Raw genomic sequence first — 17,048 nt, 5'->3', positions numbered from 1 at the left:
TAACCCCGAACCCCCCCGCCTGTCATACTCGACCGCTGCGGGCTCGGCTGACGCCTTCCGCCATGGGCTCTTCCGCCGAGGGTAGGCGATCAATATCGGCTTGCACATCCGCCGACTGGCTGTCCTTCCAGGCGCGAAATGCCTGCAACTCGCCTGACCACTTACGCATTACCCAGGCCAGCACCGCCAGATCGTCGACGAAACCAAGGCCAGGAATCCAGTCGGGGATAGCGTCCATCGGTGTCAGGAAGTACAGCAATCCAGCCACGACAGCGACTAAGGCAGGCCTGCTGATGGCCCTGTACTCTCCCCGCCACCAGGCCACGCACAAGGCCTGCAGCAGGCCGAGATCCTCTCGAAGCCCCTTGACGAGCCCGCCTCGTGCCGAACGCTTGCGGGCGACGGCGAGAAGCACCATCGGTAACCTTCCCCGAGCGAGCACTCGTTGCGCCATTGGGAAGTATTTGAAGAATTTCCAAGGTGCTTTCACCGAATATCTCCTCTCAAAGCCGCGCCGTAGAAGAGCTGCGCAATTATCCACAGATCCTGTGGATAACCTTGTGAACAGATTCTGGATGACTGGCTCAAACCCCCGTCTGGCGCGGCCTACAAACAGATCGATGGGTTTTTGCTCAGCAAACATAAACCTTTTGAAATCAGTAACTTAAGAATGTCCAGCAAATTGCTTAGCGCTAACAGAGAAACACTCAGGTTCCGGCACCAAGAATGTGCATAACCGTAACATGTCAACGCTTTTTTAAGGCAATTTCGACTTCAAAAGGGATGGACAAAGCCGACTGATCGTTCTAACAAGGACAACAGCCGGCCCCTTGGCGTTCAGGTCAGGCTAGGTCCGATTGAAAGTCTCGAGGCGGGGAAATTGGCTCCCTATGGTGAGTTCGCTATCGAGACAATGCCCATCGTAGGAACGAAAAAGCCGGTCATAAGACCGGCTTCCCTGAACGCAATCCTCCGATCAATGCAAGCTCAATTTGGCTCGGTTCTTTTCCAAGGTTGCAGCACCGATTCCTTTGATCTCCAGCAGATCTTCAACCGAGGCGAACGGGCCATGGGCTTCTCGGTACGCGACGATAGCCTTGGCCTTCGTGGCGCCGATTCCTTTGAGTTCTCGAGTCAGAGTTTCAGCATCGGCTGAATTGAGGTTGATTGCCTCAACCTGAGCTACTGCAACCTGTGTTGAGTCGACAGGCTCGGCTTTAGCGGCATAGCTGCCAACGGAAACGCTGGCGAGCAATGCGAAGATTGTTGCGGAGACAAAAGACTTAATCATTGTTCACTTCCCTATGAGTGTTGGATTAGCAACAGCGCGGTACTCCATGCGCCGCCAGGACACTCTAAGCCGCAACGAGGGCAAGTCAAATCGGGACCACTGTTCTGTGAACCATTCCCCGCTGGACGGCTCAGCGCATAACGTTGAACAAGCTCAGGCCGGCAATTTTCACATAGCTCTGCTGCGCGGCTTCGAGCACCACCGTCTGCATGGACAGTCGGGACAGCGCCTCGGCGTAGTCCAGCTCACGCAGTTCGGCCTGAACGCCCTTGTTGACCAGCGCCACATCTTCGTTGTCGGTTTGCGTGGTTTCGATGACGTTCAGACGAGCCCCAATATTGCCGCGCGCCTCATCAACGCTGACCATGCCGTGATCGAGATTGGTCAAGGTGACGGCGACAGCATCACGCACTTGGCCGCCGGTTGTTCCAGGATCTTCCAACGCCTTTCTGAAACTGGCAATGGTGTTAAGCAAGCCCTGCTTGTTAGCGTCGGGCGTCAAGGTGACTTCGATGCTCTCACCACCAACGGCAGCGCCATCTAGCTGCAAGGCGACGCCACGAAACACCAGGCTGTCGCTCTGATCCGCATCACTATCCATCCTGCCTGACGCCAGAATCAGCGGATCGGACAAATTGGTCGGGTCTGCCGGCGGAGCAGCGAGATCATAAACGACGTATTCGGTATCGGAGGTGAATCGAATGCCCACCCCTGCGGCAGGAAACGACGGGCTTCCGGCGAAAGCGACTTCATCCTGAATCAAAGGAGCCGAGACACCCAGTGTCGAGCCTGGTGTGAGAGTGCTATCGAATGTTGTCTGCAAACGCCCCGCATTGGTTACGTTCTCGAATATCGACTTGCCGTTATCACTGATCGGTATATTCAACGAGCTGGCGACCTGCAGCTTTCGCTGCCCTTCGTCACCCGCGTAGCTATAGGACCCGTCGGCAGCCCGCACGAAAGGTTGGGTTTTGCCTTGGAAGCCCGAGAATAGATACTCACCGCGCGCATTGCGCGTATTCATCAAGGACAGCAGCTCGTCCTCGCGCTGACCCAACTCGGCCGCAATGGCCTTACGATCCTGAGGATCGAGCGAGCCGTTGCCCGCCTGTACGGCCAGCTCGCGAACACGCTGCAATACGGTGTTGACCGAGTTCAGCGTCACTTCTTCCTGGGTCAGGCTGTTCTTCGCCGCCGTCAGGTTGCTGTTGTACTGGCTCAGCACACTCTGCTGCTGTTCGAGCTGAAGCAGGCGCACTGACGCAACCGGATCGTCCGCAGGAGTAAGAATGCGGTTCCCGGTACTGATCTGCTCCTGGGTACGCGTCGCATTGGCATAGTTTCGCTGGATGCCGGATACGCCATTATTGAAGGCTTGCAAGGTCGAGATGCGCATGGGCGGGCCTATTACCTGAAGGTGCTAATCAGTGTATCGAACATGGTGCGCGCAACTTGAATGATCTGAGCAGAGGCGTTGTAGTACTGCTCGAACTTGATCAGATTGGCCGCCTCTTCATCCAGATTGACTGCCGACAGCGAGTCCCGATTATCGGTGGCTTGCTTGAGAATCGCACTGGTCGCATCGCTGTCCATTCGCGCCTGAGCCGTCAGCGTCCCGACACGCTCGACGAGTTCGCCATAGCCATCGGTAAAACTTTTCCCTGAACCCGGCACGCTCGGGTCGACCCCGATCGTCTGCTTCGTCTGAAGATCCACCATTTTCAGGGCGTTTCGGTTATCCGACACGCCGTTCTGGTTGAACCCGATCGTAAAGGTGTCGCCGTCCTGAGGGCGGCCGCTAACCGTGAACGTAAAACTGTGGCCGTCGATGGTAATCGCCAGCTCGTTGGTCTGCCCGGGAGTGAAAACGGCCGGGCTCACCTGAGTCACGCCGGTGCCGGTGATGGTCGGCGGGCTGCCGGCGGCATAGGTCAAAGTGATATCCCCCGGAAGCGCAGCTTTCAGCGCGGCCATGTCTACCGTCTCGGTAGTCTCCGGCTGACTGATTTGCCCTGTACCGGCGTTCTGGAGATTGCTTTGCGCCCGCACTGGCGCCGCGAATGCCAACTGATCCGCCTGGTCCAGTACCGTTTTGATGTCCGTAGCGCCGCGTCTGGTCGGTTGTAGCGAGAACTTGTCGCCTGCATTGGGAGTGCCGCTGATGGCGACCTGAAAGCCCTGATCCTTCCCTGCGCTGTCTGCAAAGCTCAGGTAGGCAGGCGGGCCCGCATTCTGGGTAACGCTGATGCTCGCGTTATCACTCAGCCGCCTGGCCGAGTAATTCGTTCCGTCGAACTCCAGGCGATAATCACTGACCGCCAGGTTACCAGTATCGGTAATCCTCAATGACGCGTCGGCGGCCGACGTATTGTTGCTGAAAGCTGTAGCACGCAACCCCATCAGCGAGGGTGCGTTGTAGTCACCGAACAGGGCCGCTCCAACCTGCCCTTTCAGATCGAGCCCTTGGGTTTGCTGCGAATTGATCTGGTCGCTTATCGCAAGCGCCAGCCTGCCGAGCGAGTTCATCGTCGAGTCCAGCACTTCCTCGCGATAACGGATCACCCCGCCGAGCTCACCGCCGGAGATCTGCGAAGTAATACCCTGCCGCGAGTTGCCGCTGACAAACTGGATTTCGTAGCGGTTGGGATCGCTTTGCCCCGGCACCACTTCCAAACGGCTCACCGTGTTTCCCACGACCAATGGTTGGCCTGTACCAACGGAGATATTGAAGCTGTTGTCATCCTGCGGCGTTACGGTGACGCCAATATAGGTCGAGAGCTGGCGCACGGCTTCGTCCCGCGCATCGAGCAGGTCGTTGGGTTGCTTGCCGTTGGCCGACGCGGTCGCGATGGCCTGATTGAGGCTGCCGATGCTCCCCGCGAGCCGGTTGATCTGATCGGTGACGGCCGACATCTGCTTGTTGGTGAAGCTGTTCTGCTCGGTCAGGCGGTCGGAAACGGTATTGAATCGGCGCGCCAACCCTTCCGCTTCAGCCAGCACCAACTGGCGCGCGGGAATGTTGGAAGGGTCCTCCGCCGCCGTTTGCAATGCGGAGAAAAACTTCTGTAGCGAAGGCGTAATCCCGGTGGTGCTTCCCGCCAGCAAGGAGTCGAGCTGATCGATCTGGCTCTTGTAGGATTCGACGTCGCTGCTCAAGGAGGTGCTGCTGCGCAGCTGGCTGGTCAGAAACTCGCTGTATGTCCGGCGAATTTCCACCAGTGTCGTACCCGAGCCCACGTACCCGGCACCGCTGAATTGCGGTGTGCGGGTTGCCTGGGACGCATCCTGGCGGCTGTAGCCGGGCGTGTTGACGTTGCTGATGTTGTGGCCGGTAATCGACAGCTGGCTCTTGCTCGCGCTCAGGCCCGACAAGCCAATATTCAGTAGGTCAGCCATGGTTAGCCTCTAGTCCGTACCGCAGGGGCCGAACTCGCGTCGGCTATTGTCTGGTATGTCTGTACTTTGCGGGCGATCTGGTTGATCTTGCGCGCATATTGCGGGTCGGTCGCGTAACCGGCTCGCTGTAACTCTTTAACGAAACGCTCCGAATCACCTGACACGCTAGCCACCTGAATGGCTGGCTTGTAACGATCGTTGCTTTCCAGCAGCCGGACGTAATCATTGAAGCTGTGCTCGAACGAGTCATATGCACGGAAGCCTGCTACCTGCTTGGTTGCCTTGCCGTTGACATACTCGGTCGTAGTTACAGTCGCGGACTCACCTTTCCAACCCGTAGCCTTGATACCGAACAGGTTGTGACTGTTGGTGCCGTCCGTCTGCTTGATCATCAACTTACCCCAGCCGGTTTCCAGCGCAGCTTGCGCAACAAGAAAACGTGGCTCGACACCGAGACGCTTGGCCGCCTTTTCCGCCATCGGCAGCATGGTTGCGATGAACTCGGCAGGTGAGCTGAAACGCGTCTTGCTCGGTGCGCTCGGGGCTGTCGTCTCAACGCCGTTGATGGTCAACGGCGCGTCTTTGGGGGCGGCGAATGCAGTGGCCGGCTTCCAGTCGAGGTTGACCAGCGGCTGGACGCCGCCGCTCTGGTTGGGCTGGGAGTTCGTGGCTGCAACTTCAACCGCTGCACGCTCGGCCAGACGGCCCGGCAGCGCCAGACGACGCTGGTTGAGCAGCTGGGAATCGTTGCGCGTCGGATCCACCGCAGCAATCTTCGAATTGGGGTTGCTCGACCACTTCGCACCCTCGGTCTGTGCCACCTGAGCGAAAGGATTCGGCTTCTCGCTCGGCGCCTGCTGCTTGGCCAGCTGGCGGACCAGCACGTCGGCGAGCCCAATGCCACCGCCCTCTTTGGACAGCGTGACCGATAGCTGTTGGTCGTGCATGTCCTGGTACTGCTTGCTGGCCTGACTGTTGAGCGGATTGTCTTGCGCCATGACCTCGGTGGCCGAACGCATCGACTTGAGCATCTCGTTCATGAACAGGGACTCGAACTCCTGCGCGACCTTGCGCACGTTCTCTGCGCCGTCACGATCCTTACCTACCTTGAGCTGGTTCAGGCGGTTCAGGTCGGAGTAGCTGCCACTGTCAGGCGTACGCCGCCCGAGTCCCAGTCGATTTTCCATCGGTTCGTCCTCAGATCACGATCAGGTCGGCTTGCAACGCGCCGGCTTGCTTGAGGGCTTCGAGGATAGCCATCAGGTCACTGGGCGCTGCGCCCACCTGATTCACCGCTCGAACGATTTCATCCAGCGTGGTGCCCGGGCCGAACTTGAACATCGGCTTGGCTTCCTGCTCCGCCTTCACCTTGGAGTTGGGCACGACCACCGTCTGCCCGTCCGACAGCGGGTTCGGTTGGCTGACTTGCGGATCTTCGGAAATGGTTACCGTCAGGCTGCCATGGGTTACGGCGGCTGGCTGCACACGGACGTTCTGGCCGATCACGATGGTGCCGGTACGCGAGTTGATGATCACTTTGGCCACCGCCTGACCAACGTCGACTTCGAGGTTTTCCAGGATCGACAGGTAATCGACGCGCTGGCTCGGGTCCAGAGGCGCGGTAATGCTGATCGAGCCGCCATCCAGCGCCTGGGCCACGCCCGGGCCAAGCAGCTCATTGATGTGGTCGACGATGTTCTTGGCCGTGGTGAAGTCCGGGCGGTTGAGGTTCATTGTCAGGGTCGTGCCCTGATTGAATGCGCTCGGCACCGGCCGCTCGACCGTCGCGCCACCGGGAATACGGCCGGCAGACGGAATATTGACGGTAATCCGCGAACCGTCCGCACCGCCCGCATCGAAGCCGCCCACCACGAGGTTGCCCTGGGCGATGGCGTAAACGTTGCCGTCGATACCTTTCAGCGGCGCCATCAGCAGGCTACCGCCACGCAGGCTCTTGGCATTACCGATCGACGAAACGGTGATATCGATGGTCTGTCCCGGCTTGGCGAAGGGTGGCAGATCGGCATGGATCGACACGGCCGCCACGTTCTTCAGCTGCACGTTGCCACCCGCCGGTACCTTGATGCCGAACTGCGCCATCATGTTATTGAAGGTCTGCACCGTGAACGGCGTCTGGGTGGTCTGGTCGCCGCTGCCATTGAGGCCGACCACCAGGCCGTAGCCGATCAACTGGTTGCTACGCACGCCCTGAATGGTAGCGATGTCCTTGAGCCGCTCGGCTTGCGCCGGAATGGCGACCAGGCACAGCAAGGCAACTACGATCGAGCTGAACAGTTTCATTGCCGGCACCTGCTTAGAACGGCCACAACGGGCTGATGAAGAAACGATCCAACCAACCTGGCTGGCTGGCATCGGCGAAGGCGCCAGTGCCGGAATAGGTGATGCGCGCATCGGCTATACGGGTCGAAGGTACGGTGTTGTCGGTGGCGATATCGTCCGAACGCACCAGGCCGGCAATGCGCACCAGCTCATCGCCGGTATTGAGCGTCATCCATTTCTCGCCGCGGATCGCCAGGATGCCGTTGGGCAGCACGTCCGAGACAGTCACGGTGATCGAGCCGGACAGGCTATTGCTCTGCCCCGCCTGGCCGGAACCGGAGGTGTCACGCGCCGCTTCGTACTCGGCACCGAGGCTCATGCTGTTTCCTGTCAACGGATTGGCCATCGAAACGGCGCCACCGAACAGCGATCCGAGTCCGATATTGGCGCTGCTGTCCTTGGATATCTTCGAGTTGGAGTTCTTGCTTGCCTGCGTCCTTTCATTGAGCGTGATGGTGATGATGTCGCCAACCCGATAGGCCTTCCGATCGTCGTAGAGATTGGTCTCGAAACCCGCCTGATAGATCGCACCATTGTTCTGCGCGGCCGGCAGCGGCGTGCGCGGCAGCACCGGCGCGTAGTAAGGATCATTGGGCTTAGGCGCAGGCGCCATGCAGCCGGACAGGATCACGGCGGGCACTAGGGGAAGGACGGACAACAAGCGGCGCATATTCACCTCAATCCAGCGGCTGACAGCTGTTACAGCTGCTGGGTAACGAAAGACAGCATCTGATCGGCCGTGGAGATGACTTTCGAATTCATCTCGTAGGCGCGCTGAGTGGTGATCATGTTCACCAACTCCTCGACGACGCTGACGTTGGAGTTTTCCAATGTGTTTTGCAGGACCGTGCCCAATCCATTGAGACCGGGCGTGCTGACCTGCGGCGCGCCACTGGCAGCCGTTTCCAGGAACAGGTTGCTGCCCATGGCCTGCAGGCCGGCCGGGTTGACGAAGTCAGCGGTCTGCAGATTGCCGATAATCTGCGGCGCCGGGTTGCCGAGCGTGGTCACCGACACGGTGCCATCCTCGCCTACGGTGAATGTCTGGGTTTCCGGCGGCACGACGATGGCCGGCTCCAGGGCATAACCGTTGGAGGTTACGATCTGGCCTTCGGCGTTCAGATGGAAACTGCCGTCACGGGAATAAGAAACGGTGCCGTCGGGCAGCAGCACCTGAAAGAAGCCACGGCCGTTGATTGCCATGTCGAGCGGCTGCTCAGTGGTCTGCAGGCTGCCAGCGGTGAACTGCTTCTGCGTACCGACGATTCGCACACCGGTACCCAGCTGAAGACCAGAAGGCAGCTCGCTGTCCTGCGAGGATTGCCCGCCGGGCTGGCGGCGGATCTGGTACAGCAGGTCCTGGAATTCGGCGCGGTCTTTCTTGAAGCCCGTGGTGGATACGTTGGCCAGGTTGTTGGAAATGGTGGTCAGGTTCATGTCCTGGGCGGACAAACCCGTCTTACTCACCCACAGTGCTGGAAGCATGTTCTTCTCCTCGTACGCCGGTTTTCGGGCGCGACGCGTTAGTTACTAGCTGATTTGCAAGACTCGGGCCGCAGCGGCGCCATCTTCTTCGGCGGTGCGCATCATTTTCACGTGAAGCTCGAACTGCCGGGACAACGCCAGCATGGACGTCATCTCTGCCACCGCATTGACGTTACTGGCCTCGAGAAAGCCCGAAGTCACACGGACCGCAGCGTCGGCCTCGACGGGCTGGCCATCCTTCATCCGGATAAGCCCGTCGGTACCCTTCTGCAACTGCTTCGGATCGGGGTTGACCAGCTTGAGGCGGTCGACCGTCACCACCACGTTCGGATCCTCGCCAAGCGCTCGGATACTGATGGACCCATCGGCGCCGATTTCCACTTTTTCTTCCGGCGGCACGGCAATCGGCCCAGCATTGCCGAGTACCGGCAAACCATCGCCGGTCCTGAGCATGCCGAGGGTGTCGATGTTCAGACTGCCAGTGCGGGCATAGGCCTCACTACCATCCGGTGCCTGCACCGCGATCCAGCCGTCGCCTTCGACCGCCACATCAAGGTCTCGACCGGTTTCTTGCAGCGTGCCGGCACTAAAGTCCGTCCCAGGACGCTCCGACATCGCATAAACACGCGCTGGAAAACTGTCACCAAAAACTTGCATCGAGCGCGCCTGTTCGAAGTCGCGTCGGAAGCCCGTAGTCGAGATGTTTGCCAGGTTGTTGGCATGTGCCTGTTGGGCGCGAGCGTTCTGGCTCGCCCCCGTCATTGCTACATAAAGCATCTTGTCCATGGAACCTCCGTAACACACGAATTGACGCTAATTGAATCTGCACATAGAGATTCAGCAAGACACATGCCAACCCCACCAACGCTAAGTACATGATTGAAAAACAACAAATTTTTTATATAAAAAAAGGCCCCGAAGGACCTTGGAAAAGCGAGGCGGCAGTTTCCCGCCACCTCGACCCATATAGCAAAACCGTTAGCGTAGATTGATGATCGTCTGAGTGATCGCACTCTCGGTTTCAATGGTTTTGGCGTTCGCCTGATAGTTGCGCTGCGCAACGATCAAGTTGACCAGCTGGTCCGACAGTTCGACGTTGGAATCTTCCAGCGCACCGGCCTGCAACGAACCCAGCGTACCGCTGCCAGGCGGATTGCGTACCGGCTCGCCAGATTCGAATGACTGCACCCATTGCGTCTTGCCGACCGGGGTCAAACCCTGAACGTTGGCGAAGTTAGCCAGAATGATCTGGCCCTGCACTTTGGACTGACCATTGGTATAGCGAGCAAAAATTTCCCCACTCTCGCTGATTTCGAGGCCGGCCAGCTCACCGGTGGTGTAACCATCCTGGCTTACGCTGTTGACTGCGAATGCGCTGGCGTATTGGGTCGAACCCCGCATGTCGAGCGTCATGTCCAGCCCAGCAGCTGGCGCCGCGTTATTCAGGGACCATGTCCCGTCAGTGTTCTGGACAGCAGGCTGCCACCCAGCTATCGCGTTGCTACCGCTGGCCGGGTTGACAAGACTTCCCGAAGGGCTGAAGGCAAGCGTTGTTGTGCTAGGTGCAGTGCTGTTCACCGGATCAGCGGGATTCCGCCCATCTATTAGCACGTTCATCTGCCAGGTGTTGGCAGTACCGGTTTTGACAAAATACTGCGTCATGACGTGCGCATTACCCTGCTCGTCATAGATGTTTGTCGACGTCGATGAGTTGTAGCTCAGCGGGTCGGCTGGATCGAACGGGGTGTTAACCGGCTCGGTATTGGTCGAATTGAGGTTGAACCCCTGGGTGATCTTCGTCGTCGCCTTCGGCTCCTGACTGGCGGTCTGGATTTTCAAGTCGCTCACTTGACCCGTCTGGATATTACCGTTGCCATCAACCGAATAGCCCTGCAAGTTGTAGCCGAAGTTATCGACCAGATTGCCTTCCTTGTCGGTACCAAAATAGCCGGCGCGGGTATAGCTCAATGCACCGTTGTTGCTGACCTGGAAGAAGCCGTTGCCATTGATGGCCAGATCCAGCGCGTTTTGCGTGTAGTTGATATTGCCCTGATTGAACTGCTGCGAAACGTTCGCCAGCAGAACACCGCTACCCTGAGGATTTTTACCTGTGCCGAGCACAGACGAGGCATAGACATCGGCGAACTCGGCGCGCGATTGCTTGAAGCCCGCCGTACCGGCGTTGGCGATGTTGTTACCCGTGACATTAAGATCTTTGCTGGCGGCACGCATGCCGCTGAGGCCGATATTGAACGACATGAATTGCTCCTGTTACCGGACGCGCCGGTAGTTACTGACCGATAACCTGAACTTTAGACAGGCCGATACTGCCGATACCGGCGAGGTTGAGCATCAGCTCACCTCCGTTCTGTCCGAGCGTGACGCTGTCTACGTTGGCGGGAAGCAAGGTGTACAGCCCCTTGGTTTCGCCTTGATAGGTGGCTTGTGCTTCGAATCGGTAGGTTCCCGGCGGCAAGGTTTTGCCGCTCGAATCCTTGCCGTCCCACATGAACGAAACGTTGCCCGCTTCCTGCTGGCCCATGTTGATCCGGTTCACTACCGTCCCGGAGCTGTCATAAACGTTGACCGATACGTTGCTGCTGGTCGTGGGCAATACCAGGCTGGCCTTGAAGGTTTCGCTGGTGTCGACCACCGCCTTGTCTGTCGGAACGATCACCTTGCGGCCAACCAGTGAGGAGGCCTGTAGCGCCTGGGATGACTGATATCCCGACAACATGGTTTCCATGCTCGAGTTCAGCTTCTCAACCCCTTCTACCGTGCTGAATTGCGCCAACTGAGCAATGAACTCGCCATTTTCCTGCGGCTCCAGCGGGTTCTGGTTGTTCAACTGAGTCACCAGCAATTCGAGAAACTCGTTCTTGCCGAGATCGTTGCTTTTTACTTCGCGATCCTTGATCTGATATTGGTCGAGTACCGAACCGGTACCGCCAACGCCGCCTGTTGTGCTCATGGCAATCTCTCGTAAGGGTTACTGGCCCAGGGTCAGTACTTTCTGCAGCATGGTCTTGGCCGTGTTCATCAGCTCGGCATTGGTCTGGAACGAGCGACTGGCCGAAATCATGTCGGCCATTTCTTCCACCACGTTGACGTTCGGGTAGTAGACATAGCCTTCCTCGTTCGCCGCCGGATGGTTGGGTTCGTAGCGCGCCTGCAGCTCACTCTGGTCTTCCACCACACCGAGCACCTGAACACCGGCACCAGCCTGGTCCTGCTCGGAGAACAACGACTCACTTGGCGAGCCGTTGGCCTGCTGCAACAGGGTGGCGAATACCGGATGACGCGCACGATAGGTCTGGTCGACACTGGACGACACCGTCTCGGCGTTGGCGATATTGCTGGAAATAGTGTTAAGGCGAGTGCTCTGGGCGCTCATGCCGCTGCCGGCAATATTGAATACGCTGCTAAGGGACATAGGTTTCGCTCCTTTTATTCGCCGCGCAGGGCGCTCATAAGCCCCCTGAACTTACCGTTAAGCAAGGTGAAGCTGGCTTGAAAATCGATGGCATTCTCGGCGTAAGCGGCCTGCTCGATCTGTGCATCGACGGTGTTCTGGTCCAGCGATGCGTGAGCAGGTGTGCGGAATCGCAGCCCCGGATCAGCAATCTCCATACCTTCGGCAGCGATATGCTTGCTGCTGGTAACGGCGACCACAAACCCACCCTGATTTTTACTGTTCTGTGCGGCGAGGACGGCGCTGAAGTCTAGGTCGCGTGCTTTGTAATTCGGCGTATCGGCGTTGGCGATATTGTTGGCCAACACCTCGGCACGCTGCGCGCGAAAGCCGAGCGCCTTTTCGTGGATTCCCAGTGCTTTATCGAAACTGATGCTCATGATCTGGCCCTCTGCCGGATACAAGTCTGCTTAGCAAACCACCAGCAAAGGCCGTGCCACATACTCAATCTATTGATTTATAAGGAGTTTACTTGAGGCCGTTACAAGCAATGCGTCAAAAGCGGCAAGCCCTTTCCAGGCTTTTGCCGCTTAGTCACTCGTAACCGACAGATTTCTGCCGCGTCGTCGCGCAGTCGCTAGGCGACTGGAGCACTACTTCGCTTTATAGATGATGCCTGGGCTGCACTGAATCATCTGGTACAGCTCGGGCAAGCCGTTCAGCGCCTCGGATGCCCCCAGGAACAGGTAGCCGCCTGGTTTCAAAGTCGCGTGGATACGCTTGAGAATGTCCTTCTTCACATCGGCGGAAAAATAAATGAGGACGTTGCGACAGAACACCACGTCGAATTTTCCCAGAACTGCGTAACTGTCGAGCAGGTTCTGTACACGAAACTCGACGCGGCTGCGAATAGCAGGCTTGACCACCCAGCGCCCAGGCGTCTTGACATCAAAATAGCGCTGCAGCCGCTCGCTTGATAAGCCTCGAGCAATAGCAAGGCTGTCATATTCTGCCGCTTTGGATGCGGCAAGCATGGCCCCCGACAATTCGGTGGCCACTATTTGTACCGCAGGCTTCGGTTGGCTAGGACTGCTGCGCTCATATTCATCGATGGACATCGACAACGAGTAAGGCTCCTGCCCCGATGAACAGGCCGCTGACCATATCCGCAAGCGCTGACCTGGAGCGCCTTTCAGCAACTCGGACAGAATACGGTTTTTGAGCACCTCGAACGGATAGGTGTCGCGAAACCATAGCGTTTCGTTGGTCGTCATCGCATCCACGACCTGCTCGCGCAAACCGCTACGTGGCTGGGCCTGAATCTTCCTGACCAGCTCTCCCAGACTCTTGAGCCCTTGCTGCTCCATCAACTTATTCAGCCTGCTGGATACTAGATACTGCTTATTTCCGCCGAGCAGGATGCCGCAAGTCTTCTCTAGGAATACTCGGAACTGATCAAAATCCGGATCACCTGACACTAATAATGCCCACCAGTCGTATTGAGAGGACGATGCCTCAATTGTTATCCGTAGTCCGGATCCGTTCTATCACTCGATTGGCCAGATCGTCCGCCTGAAATTTGGCAAGAAAATCATCTGCACCGACTCGCTTGACCATGCTCTGGTTGAACACGCCGGAAAGCGAAGTATGCAGCAGAATATGCATATCACGCATAGACGGATCCTGCCGCACCTCGGTCGTCAGCGTGTAGCCATCCATCTCCGGCATCTCGATGTCGGAAATCATCATCACGAATTCCTTGGATGGCTTCTTACCGCCCTCAACGAGCTTTCTCAGATAGGTCAACGCCTGACGACCGTCGTTCTGCGCCACTACCTCGATTCCCAGATTCTGTAGACAACGAATAATCTGTTTTCGCGCAACAGAAGAATCATCGACGACCAGAACCCGGCTAACGGACGCCTTGCTACTGGTTTCCTTATCCGCAATGCCTACCGACAGTTGCTCGGATACAGGCGCGACCTCGGCCAGGACCTTTTCGACATCGATGATCTCGACCATCTGACCGTCCACGTGGGTCACGGCTGTCAAATAATGATCATGCCCAACACCCTTCGGAGGCGGCAGGATAGCCTCCCAGTTCATGTTGACGATCCGTTCGACGGAACGCACCAGAAAGCCAAGCACTTTGGTGTTGTACTCGACAATGATGGCGAAGCTATTGGATAGATCCTGTAGCGCCGGTTTTCCGGTGGCCAGGGACAGATCGAGGATCGATAGCGTATTGCCCCGTATGTTTGCGACTCCACGAACGACTGGACTCGACCGAGGCATGACGGTCAACCGAGGGCACTGCAGGACCTCTTTGACCTTGAATACGTTGATGCCATAGAGCTGCTTGTCATCCAGACGGAATAGCAGCAGCTCCAGGCGATTTTGCCCGACCAGCTGGGTACGCTGGTTAACCGAATCCAATACACCGGCCATGCCAGTTTCCTCTTGCGCGCAAATGGACGTTCAGATGCCATGAAAGCTTGGACTAACGGCACGTCCCTTGCTTCTCTCATGTCATGAGCAAACAGATGACTTTTTTCCGGCGTCCATGCAATACGCTTTTCCGAGCGATCCTGCTATCGGTTTTATGCGGGCTGAGCCAGTTTGCTGTCTCAGCGAGCGTGACACGACCTGAACAGCTTATCGACGCGACCCGCGAATTTCTTGAGCGGGAAGTAACCGACTATTTGCAGCGTAGCCAAATTCGAGCGCGCCACGAGATCGAGATCAACAGGCTCGATCCACGCCTGCGCCTGGCGGCCTGTGATCGTCCTCTGACGGTCAAGCTCGAAAGCCCCGCGCAGCCGATCGGCCGCACCACATTGCGAGTCAGTTGCGAAGGTGCCGCCCCCTGGTCCGTTTTCGTCCCGGCACAGGTCCATTTGTTCCGCGAGGTTATTGTCGCCCGGCGCCCGCTGGCCCGTGAGAGCGTTGTGGAACAGGCCGATGTTGCACTTGCCGAGCGTGACGTCAGCGTACTGACTCAAGGCTACTTGACAGCATTCGATCAGGTGCTGGGCAACAAGATCACCCGTAGTGCCCTCCCGGACCAGGTGCTTGCCCCTACGTACATTTCTGCTGCCGAGGTCGTTCGTAAAGGCGATCAGGTAGTAATCAGCGCGAAAAATTCAACGATAAATGTGAGAATGCCTGGAGAAGCATTGTCCGATGGCGCACTCGGTACCCAGATTCGGGTCAAAAACCAGCGATCCGGGCGAACGATCAAGGCCCGCGTCGTCGGTCCCGGCCAGGTGGAAGTTGATATGTAGCGGAGATGAGATCGACGCCGCCGCCATCTGCAAAAAAAGCTAAAGTTTTCTGAGGCATTGCCGAAAAGCAGGCAAGCGTCCTGACTTATTCGAGGTTTCGATCATGGCTATCGATTTCAACCGGCCCAACAGCGCCGTCAATTCACCCACTAGCGGACGCAGCCCCAACGTCCAAAACACCGAACGCCCCGGAGTTCAGCAAACGCCTACCGATGCAGCGAAGAGTACTGGCAGCGCATCGGTATCCGGCGAAAGCGTCCAGCTGAGTCCCGAAGCACAGCGCCTTCAGCAGACGTCGGAGAAACTGAATCAGCAGCCCGTCGTTGACCAAGAACGTGTAGCTCAGATCAAGCAGGCCATCGCCGATGGCAGTTATCAGGTAGATAGTCAGCGAGTAGCATCGAAGCTACTGGCGTTCGAAAGCCAGCGTTGAGTTTTGGCAGTTAAGGTAGCCAAGCGTCAACGCGTTAGAGGCCACTATGCAAGACACTGAATTGCTTCAGCAGCTCGTCGAAGATATCGGCACCGCCCGGAAGCTTCTTGAGCTCACCGATGCAGAATACCAGGCGCTCGCTGAACGCGACCTCTCAAGGCTCGAACAGCTGCTCACACAGAAACAAGCGCTGCTTGCGCTACTGAATCAACATGGTGCCCTTCGCAGCCAGACGCTAGCCACGGCACAGCTAAGCGCCGACAGGAGCGGTCTGTTGGCATTTGCCGCAAGTTCGGCACTCGGCACGGACATTGTCGATCAGGCAGAGCAACTCGACGGAATTCTTGAAGCCTGCCGAAACGCCAACGAGCGCAACGGTAAGCTGATCCGCGCCAATCAGAATGCAGTGGGAAGCATGCTGAAGGTGCTGCAGGGCACCAACCAGGCACCCGACCTTTACGACCGTCGCGGCGCTGCTGCCAGGAGCGCCAATCATCGTCCGCTCAGCCAGGCTTGAAACACACGCAGCCCGATAAAGGCAAAGTGCTATCATGCAGCCGACGTCGTTACATGCCGGAGAGCAGAGCTAAGTGTCTAATCCCTTCGCTGAGGATGAAGGTCCCCAGCCTCCTCAAATACTTAAGACCGCAGTTGAGGTCCATGCGAACCTGCGATTGCTGCTGGAAAACCGCATCCCGTTATTGGTTCGCTTCACCGAACGCAATCAGCGCTATCAGACCTATCTGATCGAGATAAACCGCGAAAAGGGTTGGATTGCCTTAGACGAACTCATTCCGAACGACGGTGAGAGAATGATGACCGCCGGAGAGCCGTTCCAGATCGAGGGCTACTACGAGGGTGTACGCGTCGCCTGGAATAACGAGCACGCCGTGCGCCTTGGCGAACTGGACGACGCACGCTGCTACTGGACTCCGCTGCCCGGCCAGATCATTTATCATCAGCGGCGTAACGCTTACCGAGCCCAATTGAGCGGGCAGCCTATCGCCGTCGAACTAAGCGGTAAATCAATCAAAAAACCCCTGGAAGGCAAAGTGCTGGACATGTCGGCCACCGGCTGCAAGCTGAGCTTCCAGGGCGACGTACAGCACGGTCTCCAAGCGGGTCGGGTATATGAGCAACTTTCCGCCAAATTGCCCTTCGGCACCATCACAACCGCAGCCGAGCTACGCCACGTTATTTTTGATGAGAAGCTGGACTTGACCTTCTGTGGGATGCGCTTCTATCGCATCAGTGGCCTGACGCAGCGACAGATCGAGCGATTCGTCTACCAGCTCCAACGCGAAGCACGACGAGACCAGGCAAGCGACCGTTTTAGCTGAAGTAGATTTCCGCGCGCTATCGCTGAACATGCAGCACAACGAAACAACCGCAACAAGCGCCTCGCTA

At 57.6% G+C, this 17,048-nt stretch carries 19 protein-coding genes; 4 read left to right on the top strand and 15 right to left on the bottom strand.

Features of this window, described 5'->3' with window-relative positions; translation table 11 throughout:
• Positions 1–22: 22 nt before the first annotated feature.
• From MCB86_RS20040 to MCB86_RS19970, 15 genes are all read right to left on the bottom strand, one after another.
• Complete coding sequence (locus tag MCB86_RS20040) at positions 23–490, bottom strand: YkvA family protein (protein ID WP_045161727.1); 468 nt, start codon at positions 488–490, stop codon at positions 23–25.
• A 486-nt stretch (positions 491–976) separates the two neighbouring features.
• The gene (locus MCB86_RS20035; protein WP_045161355.1) at positions 977–1,291 is read right to left on the bottom strand and encodes a helix-hairpin-helix domain-containing protein; all 315 of its coding nucleotides are present in this window, start codon (positions 1,289–1,291) and stop codon (positions 977–979) included.
• A 130-nt stretch (positions 1,292–1,421) separates the two neighbouring features.
• Positions 1,422–2,687 carry a flagellar hook-associated protein FlgL gene (gene flgL, locus MCB86_RS20030; RefSeq protein ID WP_239611975.1) on the bottom strand — a complete coding sequence of 422 codons (1,266 nt, stop codon included), beginning with the start codon at positions 2,685–2,687 and terminating at the stop codon, positions 1,422–1,424.
• 11 nt (positions 2,688–2,698) lie between these two features.
• Entirely contained in the window at positions 2,699–4,687 is a 1,989-nt protein-coding gene (gene flgK / locus MCB86_RS20025; protein WP_239611974.1) for a flagellar hook-associated protein FlgK, read from the bottom strand.
• A 2-nt stretch (positions 4,688–4,689) separates the two neighbouring features.
• Complete coding sequence (gene flgJ, locus MCB86_RS20020; RefSeq protein WP_239611973.1) at positions 4,690–5,874, bottom strand: flagellar assembly peptidoglycan hydrolase FlgJ; 1,185 nt, start codon at positions 5,872–5,874, stop codon at positions 4,690–4,692.
• A 10-nt stretch (positions 5,875–5,884) separates the two neighbouring features.
• On the bottom strand, positions 5,885–6,988 hold the full coding sequence (locus tag MCB86_RS20015; RefSeq protein ID WP_045161351.1) for a flagellar basal body P-ring protein FlgI: 1,104 nt from the start codon (positions 6,986–6,988) through the stop codon (positions 5,885–5,887).
• Between the two features lie 13 nt (positions 6,989–7,001).
• Entirely contained in the window at positions 7,002–7,697 is a 696-nt protein-coding gene (gene flgH / locus MCB86_RS20010; RefSeq protein ID WP_045161350.1) for a flagellar basal body L-ring protein FlgH, read from the bottom strand.
• Positions 7,698–7,726: 29 nt separating this feature from the next.
• The gene (gene flgG, locus MCB86_RS20005; protein WP_045161349.1) at positions 7,727–8,512 is read right to left on the bottom strand and encodes a flagellar basal-body rod protein FlgG; all 786 of its coding nucleotides are present in this window, start codon (positions 8,510–8,512) and stop codon (positions 7,727–7,729) included.
• A 45-nt stretch (positions 8,513–8,557) separates the two neighbouring features.
• Positions 8,558–9,298: a flagellar basal-body rod protein FlgF gene (flgF, locus tag MCB86_RS20000; RefSeq protein ID WP_045161348.1), complete on the bottom strand. Its 741-nt coding sequence runs from the start codon at positions 9,296–9,298 to the stop codon at positions 8,558–8,560.
• A gap of 192 nt (positions 9,299–9,490) precedes the next feature.
• Positions 9,491–10,771, bottom strand: coding sequence for a flagellar hook protein FlgE (gene flgE / locus MCB86_RS19995; protein ID WP_239611972.1), 1,281 nt, complete (start codon positions 10,769–10,771; stop codon positions 9,491–9,493).
• Positions 10,772–10,802: 31 nt separating this feature from the next.
• The gene (gene flgD, locus MCB86_RS19990) at positions 10,803–11,483 is read right to left on the bottom strand and encodes a flagellar hook assembly protein FlgD (RefSeq protein ID WP_045161346.1); all 681 of its coding nucleotides are present in this window, start codon (positions 11,481–11,483) and stop codon (positions 10,803–10,805) included.
• Between the two features lie 18 nt (positions 11,484–11,501).
• Positions 11,502–11,945: a flagellar basal body rod protein FlgC gene (gene flgC, locus MCB86_RS19985; protein ID WP_045161344.1), complete on the bottom strand. Its 444-nt coding sequence runs from the start codon at positions 11,943–11,945 to the stop codon at positions 11,502–11,504.
• Between the two features lie 14 nt (positions 11,946–11,959).
• On the bottom strand, positions 11,960–12,364 hold the full coding sequence (gene flgB / locus MCB86_RS19980; protein ID WP_239611971.1) for a flagellar basal body rod protein FlgB: 405 nt from the start codon (positions 12,362–12,364) through the stop codon (positions 11,960–11,962).
• A 213-nt stretch (positions 12,365–12,577) separates the two neighbouring features.
• Positions 12,578–13,444 carry a protein-glutamate O-methyltransferase CheR gene (gene cheR / locus MCB86_RS19975; protein ID WP_196298646.1) on the bottom strand — a complete coding sequence of 289 codons (867 nt, stop codon included), beginning with the start codon at positions 13,442–13,444 and terminating at the stop codon, positions 12,578–12,580.
• Positions 13,440–14,372 (bottom strand): chemotaxis protein CheV, encoded by a 933-nt coding sequence (locus MCB86_RS19970; RefSeq protein WP_239611970.1) that lies wholly within the window; start codon positions 14,370–14,372, stop codon positions 13,440–13,442. Before MCB86_RS19970 ends, cheR begins: the two co-directional genes overlap by 5 nt.
• A gap of 95 nt (positions 14,373–14,467) precedes the next feature.
• Here MCB86_RS19970 and flgA point away from each other — a divergent pair, with 95 nt between their 5' ends.
• The 4 genes from flgA to MCB86_RS19950 all read left to right on the top strand — a co-directional run bounded on the left by flgA (position 14,468) and on the right by MCB86_RS19950 (position 16,981).
• The gene (flgA, locus tag MCB86_RS19965; RefSeq protein WP_045161340.1) at positions 14,468–15,208 is read left to right on the top strand and encodes a flagellar basal body P-ring formation chaperone FlgA; all 741 of its coding nucleotides are present in this window, start codon (positions 14,468–14,470) and stop codon (positions 15,206–15,208) included.
• A 103-nt stretch (positions 15,209–15,311) separates the two neighbouring features.
• Entirely contained in the window at positions 15,312–15,641 is a 330-nt protein-coding gene (gene flgM / locus MCB86_RS19960) for a flagellar biosynthesis anti-sigma factor FlgM (protein WP_045161339.1), read from the top strand.
• 46 nt (positions 15,642–15,687) lie between these two features.
• Positions 15,688–16,158 carry a flagellar protein FlgN gene (locus MCB86_RS19955; RefSeq protein WP_045161338.1) on the top strand — a complete coding sequence of 157 codons (471 nt, stop codon included), beginning with the start codon at positions 15,688–15,690 and terminating at the stop codon, positions 16,156–16,158.
• Between the two features lie 73 nt (positions 16,159–16,231).
• Positions 16,232–16,981 carry a flagellar brake protein gene (locus MCB86_RS19950; protein ID WP_239611969.1) on the top strand — a complete coding sequence of 250 codons (750 nt, stop codon included), beginning with the start codon at positions 16,232–16,234 and terminating at the stop codon, positions 16,979–16,981.
• Positions 16,982–17,048 lie beyond the last annotated feature (67 nt).

It is taken from the genome of Pseudomonas sp. KSR10, from assembly GCF_022355455.1.
Taxonomy (GTDB): domain Bacteria; phylum Pseudomonadota; class Gammaproteobacteria; order Pseudomonadales; family Pseudomonadaceae; genus Stutzerimonas; species Stutzerimonas stutzeri_E.
The sequence above is the reverse complement of the archived record's forward strand: the minus strand, read 5'-3'. Positions and strand labels throughout refer to the sequence as shown.

What these genes read in the sequence shown, in the direction of transcription:
- MCB86_RS20035 (WP_045161355.1), bottom strand. Translation starts at nt 1,291, where the DNA reads ATGATTAAGTCTTTTGTCTCCGCAACAATCTTCGCATTGCTCGCCAGC.
- flgL (WP_239611975.1), bottom strand. Translation starts at nt 2,687, where the DNA reads ATGCGCATCTCGACCTTGCAAGCCTTCAATAATGGCGTATCCGGCATC.
- flgK (WP_239611974.1), bottom strand. Translation starts at nt 4,687, where the DNA reads ATGGCTGACCTACTGAATATTGGCTTGTCGGGCCTGAGCGCGAGCAAG.
- flgJ (WP_239611973.1), bottom strand. Translation starts at nt 5,874, where the DNA reads ATGGAAAATCGACTGGGACTCGGGCGGCGTACGCCTGACAGTGGCAGC.
- MCB86_RS20015 (WP_045161351.1), bottom strand. Translation starts at nt 6,988, where the DNA reads ATGAAACTGTTCAGCTCGATCGTAGTTGCCTTGCTGTGCCTGGTCGCC.
- flgH (WP_045161350.1), bottom strand. Translation starts at nt 7,697, where the DNA reads ATGCGCCGCTTGTTGTCCGTCCTTCCCCTAGTGCCCGCCGTGATCCTG.
- flgG (WP_045161349.1), bottom strand. Translation starts at nt 8,512, where the DNA reads ATGCTTCCAGCACTGTGGGTGAGTAAGACGGGTTTGTCCGCCCAGGAC.
- flgF (WP_045161348.1), bottom strand. Translation starts at nt 9,298, where the DNA reads ATGGACAAGATGCTTTATGTAGCAATGACGGGGGCGAGCCAGAACGCT.
- flgE (WP_239611972.1), bottom strand. Translation starts at nt 10,771, where the DNA reads ATGTCGTTCAATATCGGCCTCAGCGGCATGCGTGCCGCCAGCAAAGAT.
- flgD (WP_045161346.1), bottom strand. Translation starts at nt 11,483, where the DNA reads ATGAGCACAACAGGCGGCGTTGGCGGTACCGGTTCGGTACTCGACCAA.
- flgC (WP_045161344.1), bottom strand. Translation starts at nt 11,945, where the DNA reads ATGTCCCTTAGCAGCGTATTCAATATTGCCGGCAGCGGCATGAGCGCC.
- flgB (WP_239611971.1), bottom strand. Translation starts at nt 12,364, where the DNA reads ATGAGCATCAGTTTCGATAAAGCACTGGGAATCCACGAAAAGGCGCTC.
- MCB86_RS19970 (WP_239611970.1), bottom strand. Translation starts at nt 14,372, where the DNA reads ATGGCCGGTGTATTGGATTCGGTTAACCAGCGTACCCAGCTGGTCGGG.
- flgA (WP_045161340.1), top strand. Translation starts at nt 14,468, where the DNA reads ATGACTTTTTTCCGGCGTCCATGCAATACGCTTTTCCGAGCGATCCTG.
- flgM (WP_045161339.1), top strand. Translation starts at nt 15,312, where the DNA reads ATGGCTATCGATTTCAACCGGCCCAACAGCGCCGTCAATTCACCCACT.
- MCB86_RS19955 (WP_045161338.1), top strand. Translation starts at nt 15,688, where the DNA reads ATGCAAGACACTGAATTGCTTCAGCAGCTCGTCGAAGATATCGGCACC.